The organism is Bacillus sp. ISL-77 (assembly GCF_018613105.1).
Genome location: NZ_JAGGQY010000033.1, coordinates 48,336 through 64,219, shown reverse-complemented (window position 1 = coordinate 64,219; position 15,884 = coordinate 48,336). Strand labels below are relative to the sequence as shown.

14 protein-coding genes and 1 pseudogene are annotated in these 15,884 nt (G+C 38.1%); 4 read left to right on the top strand and 11 right to left on the bottom strand.

Annotation, left to right across the window (positions count from 1 at the left end):
- Positions 1–17: 17 nt before the first annotated feature.
- Positions 18–821, bottom strand: coding sequence for an RDD family protein (locus tag J7E77_RS12980; RefSeq protein WP_214714885.1), 804 nt, complete (start codon positions 819–821; stop codon positions 18–20).
- 114 nt (positions 822–935) lie between these two features.
- On the opposite strand from J7E77_RS12980, the gene J7E77_RS12975 reads away from it, so the two are divergent.
- Complete coding sequence (locus J7E77_RS12975; protein WP_214714883.1) at positions 936–1,907, top strand: stage II sporulation protein M; 972 nt, start codon at positions 936–938, stop codon at positions 1,905–1,907.
- Here the strand turns inward: J7E77_RS12975 and J7E77_RS12970 are convergent.
- Genes J7E77_RS12970 through J7E77_RS12950 form a run of 5 tightly spaced genes read right to left on the bottom strand, consistent with a single transcriptional unit; the run spans position 1,888 to position 6,823 of the window.
- Positions 1,888–3,246 carry a DUF58 domain-containing protein gene (locus J7E77_RS12970; protein ID WP_214714881.1) on the bottom strand — a complete coding sequence of 453 codons (1,359 nt, stop codon included), beginning with the start codon at positions 3,244–3,246 and terminating at the stop codon, positions 1,888–1,890. The genes J7E77_RS12975 and J7E77_RS12970 overlap by 20 nt on opposite strands.
- Positions 3,197–4,126, bottom strand: coding sequence for an AAA family ATPase (locus J7E77_RS12965; RefSeq protein ID WP_214714879.1), 930 nt, complete (start codon positions 4,124–4,126; stop codon positions 3,197–3,199). The genes J7E77_RS12970 and J7E77_RS12965 overlap by 50 nt, the downstream gene beginning before the upstream one ends.
- Positions 4,123–5,244, bottom strand: a complete 1,122-nt coding sequence (locus J7E77_RS12960) for a DUF4350 domain-containing protein (protein ID WP_214714877.1) — start codon at positions 5,242–5,244, stop codon at positions 4,123–4,125. Before J7E77_RS12960 ends, J7E77_RS12965 begins: the two co-directional genes overlap by 4 nt.
- On the bottom strand, positions 5,241–5,879 hold the full coding sequence (locus J7E77_RS12955; protein ID WP_214714875.1) for a DUF4129 domain-containing protein: 639 nt from the start codon (positions 5,877–5,879) through the stop codon (positions 5,241–5,243). The genes J7E77_RS12960 and J7E77_RS12955 overlap by 4 nt, the downstream gene beginning before the upstream one ends.
- A 26-nt stretch (positions 5,880–5,905) precedes the next feature.
- Positions 5,906–6,823: a hypothetical protein gene (locus J7E77_RS12950; RefSeq protein ID WP_214714873.1), complete on the bottom strand. Its 918-nt coding sequence runs from the start codon at positions 6,821–6,823 to the stop codon at positions 5,906–5,908.
- A 236-nt stretch (positions 6,824–7,059) separates the two neighbouring features.
- On the opposite strand from J7E77_RS12950, the gene J7E77_RS12945 reads away from it, so the two are divergent.
- Entirely contained in the window at positions 7,060–8,604 is a 1,545-nt protein-coding gene (locus J7E77_RS12945) for a glycosyltransferase family 2 protein (RefSeq protein ID WP_214714871.1), read from the top strand.
- A 54-nt stretch (positions 8,605–8,658) separates the two neighbouring features.
- Here the strand turns inward: J7E77_RS12945 and J7E77_RS12940 are convergent.
- From J7E77_RS12940 to trhO, 3 genes and pseudogenes are all read right to left on the bottom strand, one after another.
- Positions 8,659–9,006: pseudogene (locus tag J7E77_RS12940) on the bottom strand (CapA family protein); the annotation flags it as partial.
- Between the two features lie 166 nt (positions 9,007–9,172).
- Positions 9,173–10,960, bottom strand: coding sequence for an oligoendopeptidase F (pepF, locus tag J7E77_RS12935; RefSeq protein WP_214714869.1), 1,788 nt, complete (start codon positions 10,958–10,960; stop codon positions 9,173–9,175).
- 151 nt (positions 10,961–11,111) lie between these two features.
- The gene (gene trhO, locus J7E77_RS12930; protein WP_214714867.1) at positions 11,112–12,071 is read right to left on the bottom strand and encodes an oxygen-dependent tRNA uridine(34) hydroxylase TrhO; all 960 of its coding nucleotides are present in this window, start codon (positions 12,069–12,071) and stop codon (positions 11,112–11,114) included.
- Positions 12,072–12,276: 205 nt separating this feature from the next.
- Here trhO and J7E77_RS12925 point away from each other — a divergent pair, with 205 nt between their 5' ends.
- Together J7E77_RS12925 and J7E77_RS12920 are read left to right on the top strand one after the other, a co-directional pair.
- Positions 12,277–13,449 carry a glycosyl hydrolase family 18 protein gene (locus J7E77_RS12925; RefSeq protein ID WP_214714865.1) on the top strand — a complete coding sequence of 391 codons (1,173 nt, stop codon included), beginning with the start codon at positions 12,277–12,279 and terminating at the stop codon, positions 13,447–13,449.
- 755 nt (positions 13,450–14,204) lie between these two features.
- The gene (locus J7E77_RS12920; RefSeq protein ID WP_214714863.1) at positions 14,205–14,567 is read left to right on the top strand and encodes a hypothetical protein; all 363 of its coding nucleotides are present in this window, start codon (positions 14,205–14,207) and stop codon (positions 14,565–14,567) included.
- Positions 14,568–14,644: 77 nt separating this feature from the next.
- Here J7E77_RS12920 and J7E77_RS12915 read toward each other — a convergent pair whose 3' ends face one another.
- Together J7E77_RS12915 and J7E77_RS12910 are read right to left on the bottom strand one after the other, a co-directional pair.
- Positions 14,645–15,427: a dioxygenase family protein gene (locus J7E77_RS12915; protein ID WP_214714861.1), complete on the bottom strand. Its 783-nt coding sequence runs from the start codon at positions 15,425–15,427 to the stop codon at positions 14,645–14,647.
- A gap of 15 nt (positions 15,428–15,442) precedes the next feature.
- Positions 15,443–15,883, bottom strand: a complete 441-nt coding sequence (locus tag J7E77_RS12910) for a DoxX family protein (protein ID WP_214714860.1) — start codon at positions 15,881–15,883, stop codon at positions 15,443–15,445.
- Position 15,884: the final 1 nt, after the last annotated feature.

The window sequence follows — 15,884 nt, the reverse complement described above, 5'->3', positions numbered from 1 at the left end:
TGGTTTTATATCCATCCTCACAGTTCAAACTCCCATTCATCCTTAAGAATTAAATAAAGGACAAGGAGAGTGTTTTCTAAATCAGAGGTTTTTTCGCCAGCCGGAACCAGGCCGATTTTCGGAAATAACAGTTCAGCAATTTGTTCCGTGAGTTGATTTCTTTCCGCTAACGGAATTTGCTGAAAACGGCTGGCATATGTACTTACCAGCTTCCACTCCTTTATTCCCAAGGATTTCAGCGTCCATTCATCAATCGTGAGATCTTCCTTAGTAAGCCCTCTGTTGTTGATTTCTTCTTCGAGTGGAGATTGTTTCTTATTCCGTTTTGCCTTGCGCTCATGCACGACAATCGTCCCAGCGACAAGATCGCCGAGCCGTTTATGTTTGGTATGGAAAAAGATCATGATAATACCTAGGAAGTAAGCCGTCGGCAAGGAATCAATGATTCGGATCAGATTCCGGATAAAGCTGGAAAGCAACGTGATGCTATGACCGTTTTCCTGAATGACTCGGATCCCCATTAACTTCTTCCCAAGCGTTCTCCCTCCCGAGAAAAACTCAAACGCAAAAAAGTAGCCCCAATTAACGAGAAACAACATGATAATCGTTATTGCAATAGGCAGTGAATTCCCGATCAAAACAAATTCCATTTTTGACATCCCGTCCAGGATGAAAAAAAGGACAATCAAGGATAAAATGTTAAAAGCCATTAATAGTAACTGGTCAATGATAAAGGCTGCAGACCTGCTGCCTAAACCAGCGATTTGAAACTGAATCGACACGAATTCGGGTGTTTTTATTTCTACATGATCTTCATTCATAAGCTTCCCCCGTCACATGGTTGATTATTTCTATTTCTATTTTTCTACAATATTACTATAATAAGGAGAATAAAGACAAAATTAATACATAGCCCCATTAAAGTAGGTGTCAGGATGAATGTAAAACAATTTGTAAAAATACATCGTGAAGAATGGAAACAGCTCGAACAGTTAATCACAACGATAAGCAAGCACAGAAATAATATAACAGGTGACCGAATCACTCAATACCATCGTCTCTATCAAAAGGCGGCACAACATCTTTCCTACAGTCAAACTTATTTTCCTAATGATGAAGTCACCCAATATTTGAACGGACTTGTAGCTAAATCACATAATCTATTGTATAAAGACCAGGTATCAAGCATCAAACAAATCCGTCATTTTTTTAGTGAAAAATTTATTGGGCTCTTGTTAGAGCAATGGAAATTTGTCATGTTTGCAATGATCTTATTTATGATTGGTGCTTTGGGGAGCTTTCTTTCAGTCATGAATGACCCTCTGCATATCTATTCCATTCTCCCAGCCGAAATCGCTAAAGGTGTGGACCCGGAACAACTTGGGAAGGGCCATGATGCGGTGGACTCATCCCTCATGTCGGCAAGCATTATGACAAATAATATCAAGGTCGCGATCCTTGCTTTTGCCGGTGGTATTACATTTGGGCTTGTGACCGTTTATTTGATGGTCTACAATGGCATCATCATTGGTGCGCTCGCTGCCCTATTTTGGCATCAGAGTAAATCGTATGACTTTTGGGCATTTATTGTTCCCCATGGGATGATTGAGCTTACAGCCATATTTATTGCTGGAGGAGCTGGTCTTTTAATGGGCTATAAGCTGTTTGTCCCAGGGCAATATTCAAGGAGTTTTCAATTAAAGCAGCAAGCGATGCGCTCCGTTCAACTTCTGCTTGGAACGATTCCCTTGTTTGTTATTGCTGGCATCATTGAAGGGTTTATCACACCAGCAGATATTTCATTAGAAGCAAAGTATAGTGTTGCTTTCTTAACGGTAATCGGGTTGCTCCTTTATATTGTGATTGGAAAGCTAAAACTTACAAAGGTTATAAAAGATTCTGATTAATAATGTCAATATAATGCGAAACAGCTGTAATCGCCAACTTTTCCTCACGGGCCTCAATCATTTGGAGGCCTTGTTTTTCCCATTTGATTTTTTCTCTTTTCTTAACAAGAATTTGCTGCTGTGAAATACTTTTTCGGATCGCTGCTTGGACCGTATTCGGCTCCTCTTTGACTCTTCTTAAAAGTGTCTGATCCTCAATCCCAATCATTAAAAATAAATGCCGTTGTCTTAGACGTCTTAATAGCATAAGAGCACTTTCCTCATGAAGAAAGGTGCGGACATCACTAAATAATAGGAGCAGACTTCGTTTCTTTTGAACCATTTCTAAATATTGCAGGATGGCAGCATAATTAGACTCGGCTGCATCCACTTTTAATGAATAGATTGCTTGAAGGATGGTCTGTAGATGGGCTATCCCTTTGGCAGGGGGCACAAAGACTTTTATGTCCTTTGAAAAGGCAAGTACCGACACATAATCTCCATTTTGGAGTGCTGCCGCTGTAACGGTTAATGCCGCTTCTAATGCTTTTTCTAAACGATTCCCCTTAGATAATTCTGCCCCCATCATTCTTCCACAATCAATTAAGATTGTAATATACTTTCCATGCTCCGGTTCATATTCATTCGTCATCACTTCACGAAGCTTCGCTGTTTGGCGCCAGTTGATTTTACGCGGATCATCCCCGACGACATAATTTCTAATCTTGGAAAATTCGCCAACTCCACTTCCCTGTCTCCGAATCTTTAACCCATCGTAAACCAAATACTTCTGTGCATTTTCTAAATACTGCTTGGTCTCGGTTAAATCAGGAATGACTTTCACTGAATCCGCTAATTCAACTGTCATTTGCTTTTCCCACAAACCCAGCAAACTCGCATATCGAAAATAAAGCTTATTGATTTCGTATTTTCCTCGTATTATCGCACTCGTACTATACGAAATTTCGACCGTTGATTTTTTTGATATTGATCCAATGATAGGAAACGGCCTTTCGAAGGACTGCGGCAAACCATCGACCATTCGGTATGAAAAAGGATAAGGAGAGTCATTCTGAACCTCAATCTTTATGGTATATGAAATTCCTCTTTCAAACTCTTCCGCCATCAATCGTTGAAAGAATAGTTGCTTCTTTTTGGGTGAAAAAAACAAGTCTGTCAGACTAATGAAAAGCACAATGATATTAGTAGTAATAACAAAACCCCAAGAAATTTCCCAAATCGTACCGAGAACTAATCCAAAAGATAGGATTAGGAAAACAAGCAGTAATCGTTTAGTTGGTAAAATCCCTCTATCTTGGAACAGGAACCGAGCCCACCAGCTCTTCAATGATTTGGTCAACGGTTTCTCCCTCCAATTCTACATGCGGGGATAACTGAATGCGATGGCGCAGGGCCGGTTTGGCGACTATTTTGATATCGTCTGGAGTCACATAATCCCGTCCAGAAAGGTAGGCCCATGCTTGTGCTGCTTTTCCTATCGATATTCCTGCTCGGGTACTGGCACCAAATCGGATGGCATCTGCATCACGCGTTTTTCTGACAATTTTCATCATGTAATCTAATACATTCTCACTAACAGTAACTTTTTCGATTTCTTTTCTAATCCTTAAAAAATCTTCCATATCTAAGATGGGTGAAACAACCTTTTCGTCAAAGCTGTTTTCAATTACTTGTTTTAAGACATTTTTCTCTTCCTCATAGCTTGGAAATTCAATTTTCAGCTTAAAAAGGAAACGATCCTGCTGTGCTTCTGGAAGCGGGTAGGTACCTTCAAATTCAATCGGATTTTGGGTAGCGACCACAAAAAACACCTCAGGTAACGGATATGTTTCACCTTGGATGGTCACCTGCTTTTCTTCCATTGCTTCTAATAGGGCAGCCTGGGTCTTTGCAGGTGTCCGATTTATTTCATCAGCTAAAAGGATATTTGTAAAAATTGGTCCCTTTAACGTTTGAAAAGTGTTTTCCTTCATATTGTAAATCGTGCTTCCGGTAATATCACTTGGCAATAAGTCAGGTGTAAACTGGATCCGGTTAAAGGTACCTCCTAAAAGATTCGCTAGAGTACGTACCATTTGAGTTTTTCCGGTGCCAGGCACTCCTTCTAGCAGGACATGCCCCCCTGCTAAAATAGCGGATAAAAGGAGTCTTAAATTTAGACTCTGACCTAAAATCCTCTCTTCATATTTTTCCAAAAAGGATGTTAATTCTGTTTTCATTCTTCAACCTCTCTCCTTAATTGCTCAAGCTTTTTCGACCATAATAAGTATTCCTGTTTTGTGATTTTTTCTTTTTCGAGGATGTTTACTAACCCTATAAGAAAAGGTCTAATCTCATTTGCAGGCACTTTAGTCCATTTTCTTTCAAAATAACTCGATAAATCCTTCCATTCCCGATTATATGGAATTTGCCATCGTTCCTGGAGAAGCAGTTTGACATAGTCTGCTTGGATGATTATTGAATCACGATAGCGTTTGCCGCGGAGAAACCAGGCAGCAACTGCTTGGATTCCCTCATCACTAAAACGAACCGACTCTTCCCTTGGGACGAAAATAGGTCCGAAACGCTTTCCCTTCGACCATAACCAGAGAATCATCAATAGTCCCCCTTGCAAAACAAGAAGTAAAAACCACATCGGGTACACATTCAAAAAAGTAGACGCATTTTCTCCACCGTGAATGTATTCATCAAACAGAATCGTGTCCGTGGACCCTTCATTGATCAGATAGAGAAGAAGTCGTAAATGGTCTTTTTTTAATAGATCCCCATTTGTCATCCACCTAGGGGTAATCGCTACAATTAAATGACCATTTCCATATGATTGTTTAACCGCAATGGGACCAGCCTTATCAAATATTAATACTTCCTCTTCCTTCTTGGTCTGCAAACGGATGACTGAATCGATTTGAGCACGGTAGGAAGTATGACCTTGAGTGTAAACCTTCATTGTTTCTTGTGTGTCAACTGATTCTGTTTTTACGTCAAACATCCCTTGTGGATCGTTTTGTAATAACAAGATGGTGTTTCCGGCCTTCATAAAATTGATATAAGCCTTCATCTCTTCCTTTTCAGGAATAAACGAAGGTTCGACCATGACAAGCAATTGGTGATCTGAAGTTGCTGATAGCAATTCTGGTGAATAGCTCCAGATTTTACCTGCTTTTTCTTTTTTTACATATGTATAAAATGCCTTCACACCAGTCGGCGAAGGTGAATCAGTAACATATGCTGGGAAAACTTGCGGTTTAGGCGAATAGCTAAAATAGCTGAAGACTAGAAATAAACTGAGCAGGATCACCAGCCCGATCCAAGTGCGTATTTTGGAAAGAGATTTCATAAAATATTCTCCTCCCCTGTATCGCCAAGTACTTTTCTTGCTTCATGATGAAAATGGGAGTATTCTTCTTTCTGTACGTTGCGTTCCCCATAGGTCACTTCCTCAAAGAAGTGTGCAAGCTTAAAAAAGAGTTCTGCCTTTTGTGAATCTACTTTACTTAGTTCATCATAATATTCCCAATTCGTTTTCCAAATTCTAGCCTCCAGCAATCCCTTCTCATGAAAGTAAAGAAGCAGTGCTAAAAACAAATGGCGGGTGGAAAGTGTATATGCTCCTAACGCCTCTTGTTTTTCTGCCTCTTCCAGATGTTTTTGATACGTCCAATTCATTTCCTTCATCGATTGAAGCGGCTTTTGATTGCGAAGGAGCCGAGTTCGGCGAGTATGACGGATGAGAAAAAAAGTAGATAAAGCTAACAGGATGATGATAACCACTATGATTGAAATAAGAAAATGACCGGAAGCTCCGCTTGCTGAATCGATGGCAGGAAACAATTTTTCGAGCTGTGCTGCGATCCAGTCTTTGGCATGATCCCACCATGTTGCAATGAAACCCTTTGACTCGTAATAAACTTTGTATTCTTTTGTTTTTAATATTTCTTCAAGGTCATCGCGTGCCTTGTTTGCATCTAACATAATCATCACCTAACATAATAGGTTTTTTATTGAACAGTCTTATAGTCTTCTAGCATCTCTTTGATATCATCCGCATCGTGTCTTGTTTTTAAATCAAGATACATAACCCCATAGCCCACGGAGAAAATCATTGTCGTAACTAAAGTGACAAGGTTTGAAATCAAGGTTAATAACACACTATTACCTAAAACCATTCCAAACGTTACTTGGACACCAAAGCTGATACTTGAAATAATAAAATAAAACACGATATAGAGACCCATCAACACCCATGTACGCTTCCTTGACAATCTCCAGCTTCTTCCTAAACCAGGTGAATCCTTATCCAGCACTACAGAGCCAAAATAAAAGCTCCAGCGGGTTAATAATAGTCCAATTCCAAGGGCAAACCCCAGAAATAGGACAACTCCTAAAAGGATCCCTAAAACCGGATTCACTGTCGTCGCAACCACACCACCGGTGACTCCGACGATCGCGAGTGGAATAATGATAATCCCCATGGTAATAAGAAAGAATAAGATACTGCTGCCAATCATCGGCCAAAATCGTGAAAAGGCTTGTTTAATTACGGAACCGACGGTATATTCTTCATTTTTTCGAACATGATTGATAGTAAATAGGATCGCTGCCTCCGCAACAGGTGCCAAAATGGCGCTAATCAAGCCAACTACGATTAATCCGATGTCTGCGCTCAAACTGCTGGAATCGAAGGTCCCAGATTCTTCAAAGCTCGTAAGTATTTGCTCAAACCAAGCACCATCGCTGCCAACCTCTCGAAAAAAACTGGTTCCAGCCATGAGCTGGAGTATCGCTTGAAGCAAGTAAACCGGTCCCATGAAAATCAGTAAAATCATAAAAAAGTCCTTAAAGCGATTTTTTGTTAAATGAAAAGTATGATCGAGTATTTCTCCAAAACCTTTTGGGCTAGAAAACTTTTTATCCACAGGTAATATCCTCCTAGAATAATTATCAATAAGAATTATTTTAACATTATTCAGATATATTTAGTGTAAAAAGTTGTCAAAGAACGTAAATTATGGACTACTTCCAAAGGAATTTTACGTAAGAGATCTGTTTTTCGAATAATATTGTAATTTTTGTCAAAGAATAAATAATGGTTTTGCTTTTTACATATTAGTAAAAGTAAGAAAAAGAGGGACAGAAAGTTGAGGTATAAAACATGCTATGGAAATGGAAACAAAAGCAGCAAATAATGAATTATAACGCTGAAGGATATTATATCGTTGATCAAAAATTAAACACCCAGCGGAATCCCACATTAGTTTCTGTCATTACCCCAGTTTATAATGCTGAAAAATATCTAAGAAAAACGATTAACTCTGTCCTAAATCAATCCCTTGGCATGGAAAATTTGGAATATATATTAATCGATGATGGTTCTACCGATTCCTCAAGAGATATTTTATTAGAATACTCTTCAAAATTTGATAACATCATTGTCGTTTTTCTTAAAAGAAATACTGGTACACCTGGCCGTCCGCGTAATATCGGTATTCAATTGGCTAGCTCCAAATATATGACTTTTTTGGATGCGGATGATTGGCTTGAACCCAATGGACTCGAAGTATTATCGACCATTTTAGAGGGAACAAGTGATGATTATGCAGTTGGGAAAACCATTCAAATTCAAGCAAAAGGTAAGACAATTATTATCGGAGAGCATGAATCATGTAAAGAAAGAAGAAGTGAATCACCATTTTCGATCCCACATATCTTTCATCATTTAGGACCCAGGGCACGAATGATAAAAACGAGTGTAATAAAGGACAATCAGATTTTTTTTCCTGAAATGAAATTTGCTGAAGACAAACAATTTTTCATTGACGTTTTAACGCATTGTCAGTCAATTTCCACGACGCAACATCCAATTTATTATTTGAATCGAATCGATAATCAAAACACTCGTTTGTCAAATCAGACAAACATTATCCAAAAGACAAATTGTAATCTTAAAGTGATTAACCATATTATCAACAAGAATTTAGAAATAGAAAAAAAGAAGATGGTTTTAAATCGATTATATGAATTTGATTCAATTACGAGATTTTTCACTACACCTCATTTTCAAAAAACAAGGCTTAAGCGCGTCTATTACTATAAGTTTAATCAAGTGTTAAAAACAACGAAAAAGTTAAATTATGAGTTTTCAGGTGAATTCTTTCAACCAATGAACAAAGTCGTATATAACTTGTACACTGATCGAAAATATAAGCAACTTGAGAACCTTTTTGCGTGGGATAAGAATGAAAAAATAAAGGATGTCATCATTAAAGATAATCTTCCCTATGTTGTTGTCCCCTTTCTAGAAGACCCATTCAAATATATAAGAATTCCAATGCATTCGACATTTGAAGAAGAATATGTTGATAAGAATAAATATTATCTTAAATTTAAGGTATTTGGTGATCATCTGGATTCACTCACACATGGACTGATTCGTGATACAAACAATGGCCTGCTTGAATCTTCCCTGCCTGTGAAGGTTGATAAGAGTGGGAATGGGATATTAGAGTTGGATTTAGAACTACTAAGCCATTATCCGTCATCAAATTATGCTATCTTTCTACGTTTCAATGATTATTTAAAAATTAATATCAGAAAACACATTCAAAGTAAGAACCAATATCAATATAAGAATCGTGATTTTACTTTTTACAATACCACCTACTCGAACGTTGGCTTAAAAATATCTTCCATAAAATAAAGGGACAGTGGTTACTGTCCCTTTAAACTTTATTATTAAGCCACTAGAAAAAGACTAGTTCTCTTTTTTCACTACTTGATCATTATTTTCATATACAAGCCATGCAGAGCCGTTGATTTTGTTAGAACCATCAATTATCTTCTGCTTGACCCTTTCCCGTTCTGAGCCAGTTAATAACGTAGGTTGATAATCATTTCTCGAGGAAACCGAGGAAATCGAAAATGGAACAACATTAATTTCTTTTGTATCTGAAAGTACTCCATTTTTCAAATGAAAGGTTTGTTGAAAAACAAACGTATCCTTGTCACTTGGATTTCTATTTCCGCCAAACATAAAGTTGCCTAGACTATAGACTATAAATTTCCCTTTATATTCTTCAATCCCTTGGACTACATGGGGATGACTTTCCTCGTTTTTTGTTTTTTCTACTCATAATAGTACCAATTACCCCTTTTATTTACTTAACTTTCCTAATTCTACAATAAGTTCACCCATAACTCTATAAAAAAAAAACCCACGTTTGTCTCCATTAGGAAGACAACATGGGTTTTTTTGGAGTAGGTTATTTTTACAAGCGTGAGAATTCTTCTACCAATTCACCAAACCGTTTCATTGAATTCTCAATTGGAAATGGAGTGGTTAGGTCGACGCCGGTCTTTTTTAACAGTTCAAGCGGATAATCCGAACTACCGCTCTTTAAGAATTCCAAATAGGAAGTTAGCGTTCCTTGGTCGCCTTCAAGAATCTTAGTCGCCAAATGAATCGCAGATGCAAATCCTGTGGCATACTTGTAAACATAAAAAGGGCGGTAGAAATGAGGGATTCTTGACCATCCAAATTTTACTTCCTCATCAAAGACAACCTCATCCCCGTTGTATTCCCGGAATAGTGTCTCATAGGTTTGATTAAATACTTCCACATTTAAAGGCAGCCCCTTTTCAGCCATTTCATGTGTCTTCATCTCAAACTCGGCAAACATGACTTGTGTGAAAAATGTCCCCTTAAATTGATCGATAAAATGATTAACTAAATGTTTTCGCACATCAGGATCTTTCTCATTGTTAAGTAAATAGTTAATTAACAGAACTTCATTGACGGTTGACGCCACTTCGGCCACAAAGATGCTGTAACGAGCCGTAATCTGTGGCTGGTACTGCGAACTCCACCGGCTGTGGACACCATGCCCACATTCATGGACCAGCGTGAATAAACTGTCCAAATCATCCTGATGATTTAAAAGGATATAGGGATGGACCCCATAGACACCAAGATTGTAGGCACCTGACCGCTTCCCGGGTGTTTCTCTGACATCTAGATAACGAGCGTTTTTAAACTCCTTCAGGATATTGATGTAATCCTCTCCGAGTGGAGCTAAAGCCTTACACATCGTGTCATAGGCTTCATCATATGAAATCACCTGTTTGACTCCACTGACAAGCGGGACACTCATATCATATTGACGTAGTTCATCTAGCTCCAACTTTTCCTTGCGGATGCGTGAATATTGATGGAGCGGCCCGATATTTTGTTTGGTTGTTTTGATTAGATTCTCATAAACCTCTTTTGGTACCTTATCCCCAAATAATGCCTTTTCTAATGCAGAAGGATATTGACGGATTTTAGCAGTTGTCACATTATTTTTAATGGCGGCGGATAGGGTGGCGGCAATCGAATTTTTCAAATGCAAGTATGGTTGATAATAAGCTTTATAGGCCTCTCTTCGCTTTTCACGATCTTTTTCTTCGATTAATTTTGAATACATGCCCCTTGTTAATTCCACCCGTTCCCCGTTATCACTGGTTACTTCCCCAAACTTAATATCAGCGTTATTCATCATTCCAAAGATATTACCTGGGGCCGAGAGTGCTTCACCTAATTGGGAAAGAACTGCTTCCTGTTCCTTTGTTAATACATGCTGCTTGTATCGAAACGACTCCCATAAATCCTCTGCAAAGTATTCTAGCTCCTTTTCTGCTGATATGTATGCTTTTAATGTTTCTTCATCCAGGCTTAATAAATAAGGCATAAAGAAAGAGGTGGCAGCACTAACCTTAACACTCAGTTGTTTTGCTCTGTCTAAGTGGGACTGTGCCTGGGTATCCCTTGTATTTTCATCTACACTCAACATGGCATAGGCATAAACTTTGTTGAATAGAAAAGATAACTCTTCTCTTTGCTTAAGATATTGATAAAGTGAGTGTCCGTCTTGAATGGTTCCATCATATTGTTTTAGCTTAGCTGCCATCTTTTCAATTAGCAGATAATCTTCTTCCCATTTCTTGATATCCGAATAGATATCAGATAAGTTCCACTTCTCATGCGCTGGGACTTCTTTTCGATTGGTATAGGTTACCATTTGTCCAATCCGCTCCTCTCAATGTAAAAAATTACAATCAGCTTATACTCTCTATCATAATAAATCTATTCTTAAATTCCTATTCGCAAACCTTAAAAAAGAAGAACAAAAAAAGCAGGCCATTAATTTTGACCTACTTCTTAAATAATACTTATAGGGTTAATTCTTTCTCAATCACTGCTAATCTTTCCTTTACCTCATCTTCGCTTAAACCATGCTGTGCAACATAACGGTTGCTAGGATGAACCCGGCACTCATGCGAACAGCTTCGTAAGTGTTTATGTTCGTTTTCTTCAGAGCAAAGGATTTTTCGATTACATTCTGGGTTGGCACAATTCACGTAGCGCTCGCAAGGCTCACCAGTGTAATAATCCTTCCCAACAATTACATGCTCTTTTTGGTTAACAGGAACACTTATTCGCTCATCGAAAACATAGAGCTGACCATCCCATAAATCCCCTTTAACTTCTGGGTCTTTTCCGTAGGTAACAATTCCGCCCTCTAGTTGCGATACATCCTCAAATCCTTCTTTCAATAACCAGCCTGAGAATTTTTCACAACGAATGCCACCTGTACAATAGGTAAGAATCTTTTTGCCTTCAAACTCCTGCTTATTTTCTCTTATCCATTGTGGGAGGTCACGGAAGTTAAGAATATCCGGTCTTACAGCCCCTCTAAAATGACCTAAATCATATTCATAATCATTTCGGGCATCGATGACAACCGTATCTTCCTTTTGCATTTCCGTAAAGAATTCTTTTGGTTTCAAATGCTTACCGGTTTGCAAATTGGGGTTCACGTCATCTTCCAAACGCAAAGTAACAAGCTCTGGTCTAAATTTTACCTTCATTTTTTTGAAGGCATGCTCGGAGGCTTCATCTATTTTAAAAATAGTCCCTGCAAAAAGTGGATGCTCATCCATATATTTCATGTAAGCTTCAGTTTGTTCAATAGTGCCTGACACCGTTCCATTAATCCCTTCACCCGCAATGATAATTCGACCTTTGAGACCTAGTTCATTACAGTAGTTAAGATGTTCCTGGGTCACTTCTTCAGGATTCTCTATTGAGACATATTTATAATACAATAACACTCTATAGTCTTGATTCATGGTTACCACCTTACAATTTTATATATATTAAATACTTAGTTTTTTACATTAACCTTATGATTATAGCAAAAACCAACAAATAAATTCAAATTATTTTACTCCCCGAAGGCTGCTGTACCTACATAGGTTGATATTACCAACCGTTCTTCCTCGTTTTTTCTGTTACAATTTTTTATATGAGAAATAATAAGGAGGAACACAATCTATGAATAAACGTCATCTCCTCCTTGGTCTGGTAATTGCGGTGACCTTCATTGGAGGAATACTAACTGGAGTCATTTTCACTAAAAATAATGAAATGCAAGATCGTCCCAATACGCAAATATTAGAAGATGCACCTAAATCGGCCATTAAGCCAAATTCAAAAGAACTCCCTAAATTGAAGAAGGCATCATCAAAGGTGCTGATCGGCTATGTTCAGGATTTTCGTGATCCAAACATGGTTGATTATTCCAAATTAACACATGTCATTTTCTCCTTTGTTCATCCTACTAAGGATGGAGGAATTTTATTTAATGGTGATCCAGCTTTAAAAAACCTTAGAGATGTTGTTAAAAAAGCAAAAAAGCATGACACGAAGGTGATTCTGGCGATTGGTGGATGGTACCACATCAAGGGCGGAGAATCCTATAATTATTTTAAACCGGCGATCTCTGATCCTAAATCTAGAGCAAAGCTAGTTAAAGAGCTTACTAATATCGCAGTCCGTGAAAAGCTGGATGGGATTGATATCGATTTTGAACACCCTCTTTCAACAGAGGATGCACAAAATCTCTCTGCTTTTGCGAAAGAGTTAAGTGCCCAGCTTCATCCAAAAAAGAAAGAGCTATCCATTGCTGTTTATTCAAAGATTCATGCGGTGACGTTAACGGAAGTAGCTGCTATTCAGTATGATCCATCTATGTTCAAAACGGTAGACCATGTTAATATTATGGCGTATGATGGTCAGTATGACGGCAGTTACAATGCCGCAAATTTATCGCCCTATCCATATACAGAGAAAATCGTAAACTATTGGACGAACCTATTTGAAACTCAGAAACTTTCAAAGGAAAAATTAGTATTGGGCGTCCCGTCTTACGCCCAACCGGAAGATCCTAAAATCAAACAGGTATCCTTTGCGGCAATAATTAACAATAATCCTGCCAATGCTGGAAAGGACACTATTCAGATGAATGGTACGACCTACCATTATAATGGCGGTGTTACGATGATAAAAAAAACACGTCTGGCCCTCGATCACGGCTTTGGCGGCATGATGATGTGGGAAATTGGTCATGATGCACAAGGATCACAAAGTCTGACAGGGACAATTTTTACAGAATTAAAGAATTCAAGTAAAGAACCAGTAAAATACTATACAGCAAAAGGTTACTAATATAATAATAAAAGGCTGTTCTCTCGATTTTTGGAGGGAACAGCCTTTTAACATGAAAGGTGAGCTTCATTTGCAATCGTTTATAGGAGTGGAGCCGGTCCACATTAACCAATAACTTCTATTGGCTACTTTTTCTTCATTTTTTTCATAGTTTCGGTCGCCAATAAGCCCTATTGGCTACTTTTTCTTCATTTTTTTCATAGTTTTGGTCGCCAATAAGCCCTATTGGCTACTTTTTCTTCACTTTTTTCATAGTTTCGGTCTTCAATAACCCTTATACCCTCGATTGTTGCCTCGTTCCCTTTCTTCATACATTGCAGTCACCACCAAATGATGAGTTTTTTTACTATTCTAATTCCAACTCTTCTCTATACGTATAAATGTTTTCTAATTCCTGTTTGATATGAACGGGATCCGTCGGATTTCTGGGTCTGTAAATTAAAATTCACATAGTTTGCAGTTCCCTTTGCACATAACCGAATTAATTTCCTGGGAATCTCTTCGTACAGATCTAAACTCGAATTTACTATTCTTTTCATACATGTTTTAATTTCTACATTTTTTCCAAAATAAATCTGGTCAACATAATCTACATTCATGTTAAGGATAATCAACAACTAGGTGCCTGACACCCATTTTGACACGAAATTGTAATAAATATTGGTATTTGTCGAAGATTTTTCCAAACTTTTTGAAGGAGATTGTCGAAAAAGAGAGAATCAAGTTAGGAAGGTTAAATAAAGGAGGAAATAGATATGAAGAAATTGCTAACCGTTTTATGTGGAATCATTATTGCATTATCATTGTTTGTGACTACTGGGAATACGGCAAAAGCTGCAGGTCCAGATGAAGATTGCACCTGTCATAATCTTTTACCACTTCAGGGTGCACAAAGAAATAAGATTGTTGCAAATTTAATTAGCAGTGACGTGTTCAAGGAAGCGAAAAAAGATCTTCGAGAGGACGGATATAAATGGAATGGTGCAAATTCTATCGAAGTATATCAATTTGAGGGCGTTACCGCGGTTGGAGTACTTTTTACAAATAAAGAAGGAATTATAGAAAGACGTGCTTTTGTAAATGGTTATTACGTTGGACCTGCACCCGATATGGAATAATAAAAAAAATTCCTAACCAATTAGGTTGGGAATTTTTTAGTTTTACATTCGATCAATTTAGGGAGGAGCTATTTCCCCTATTTATCCCCAAACTGCCAAACACTATGACTGAGGTTTCCATATCGAAAACTGCGATGCAGCAAAGTAGCTTTTTGACTATCGTCAGCTGCTCCCATCGCATAGAAAATCGGAATGAAGTGTTCATTGCCATAGCGAGGTACGGCATATTCAGCATTTGGAGCAAGTGAATCATACTTAAATAAGGAATCCAAATCCCAATTCTTCAGATGGGTTGCCAACCAATCATCAAACTCAAGTGCCCATTGATCGACTTCGTTATCTGCCCATTTCACTGCTCTGAGATTATGCACGGTTCCTCCACTCGCAATAATTAAAATATCATTGGCTCTTAGTGCAGATAAACTCTTCCCGATTTTATATTGTTCTTCTGGTTTAAGTTTTGGATTGACGGACATCGAAATAACCGGAATATCGGCATTTGGATAAAGTAGACGAAGAACCACCCATGCTCCATGGTCAAGTCCGCGTTTCGTTTCAACTTCGAATGGTACACCGTTTTCCGTGAACATATCTTTAATTTCTTGAGAAATCTGCTGATTACCCTGAGCTGGATATTTGATCCGGTATAATTCCGGGTCGAATCCACCGAAATCATAAATGGTGTCATAGTTGTCGACCTGACTTACTTTTTGCATAGATGATTCCCAATGGGCCGAAAACAAGATTATCGCCTTTGGGTTGGGCAGCGTTTGCCCAAGCTGACTTAAAAACTGCGTATATTCATTATTCTCAATCGCTAATAGCGGTGCTCCATGAGCAATAAAAAAAGATGGCAACATATTGCTTCCCCCTATTTAGTTATTATAACTTTTCGAAAAAGATTTAGTTTCTTCCTTTTGACTTTTGAAAATAAGTTGATCCAATGCAAACATTTTACTTCCATTAATCGCAATAAACACAGCCATTGCCAATAAAGCTAAATCTAATTCATAACCAGCCATTTGTCCATTCCCTAAAAAGCCTATAGCTAGTTTCACTTTGATTGTTGCACCAATCATTAACAAAGCCAATAAAGCTGAAACGATTCTACTGCCTAAACCTAAAACTAATGCAGCCCCACCGATCATTTCTACTGAAGCAACTACATATGCTAAGGCTCCTGGTAACCCGATACTGTCAAACCAGCCAACGATATTTTCTATTCCGCCTTGGAATTTAACTAACCCATGAACAAAGAACGTAATTCCTAACATAACTCTTAAAATTAATGTACTAGCTTCGAATTTATTTAACATT

Coding starts and splice junctions, on each gene's coding strand:
- J7E77_RS12980 (WP_214714885.1), bottom strand. CDS start 821: ATGAATGAAGATCATGTAGAAATAAAAACACCCGAATTCGTGTCGATT.
- J7E77_RS12975 (WP_214714883.1), top strand. CDS start 936: ATGAATGTAAAACAATTTGTAAAAATACATCGTGAAGAATGGAAACAG.
- J7E77_RS12965 (WP_214714879.1), bottom strand. CDS start 4,126: ATGAAAACAGAATTAACATCCTTTTTGGAAAAATATGAAGAGAGGATT.
- J7E77_RS12960 (WP_214714877.1), bottom strand. CDS start 5,244: ATGAAATCTCTTTCCAAAATACGCACTTGGATCGGGCTGGTGATCCTG.
- J7E77_RS12955 (WP_214714875.1), bottom strand. CDS start 5,879: ATGTTAGATGCAAACAAGGCACGCGATGACCTTGAAGAAATATTAAAA.
- J7E77_RS12945 (WP_214714871.1), top strand. CDS start 7,060: ATGCTATGGAAATGGAAACAAAAGCAGCAAATAATGAATTATAACGCT.
- pepF (WP_214714869.1), bottom strand. CDS start 10,960: ATGGTAACCTATACCAATCGAAAAGAAGTCCCAGCGCATGAGAAGTGG.
- trhO (WP_214714867.1), bottom strand. CDS start 12,071: ATGAATCAAGACTATAGAGTGTTATTGTATTATAAATATGTCTCAATA.
- J7E77_RS12925 (WP_214714865.1), top strand. CDS start 12,277: ATGAATAAACGTCATCTCCTCCTTGGTCTGGTAATTGCGGTGACCTTC.
- J7E77_RS12920 (WP_214714863.1), top strand. CDS start 14,205: ATGAAGAAATTGCTAACCGTTTTATGTGGAATCATTATTGCATTATCA.
- J7E77_RS12915 (WP_214714861.1), bottom strand. CDS start 15,427: ATGTTGCCATCTTTTTTTATTGCTCATGGAGCACCGCTATTAGCGATT.
- J7E77_RS12910 (WP_214714860.1), bottom strand. CDS start 15,883: ATGTTAAATAAATTCGAAGCTAGTACATTAATTTTAAGAGTTATGTTA.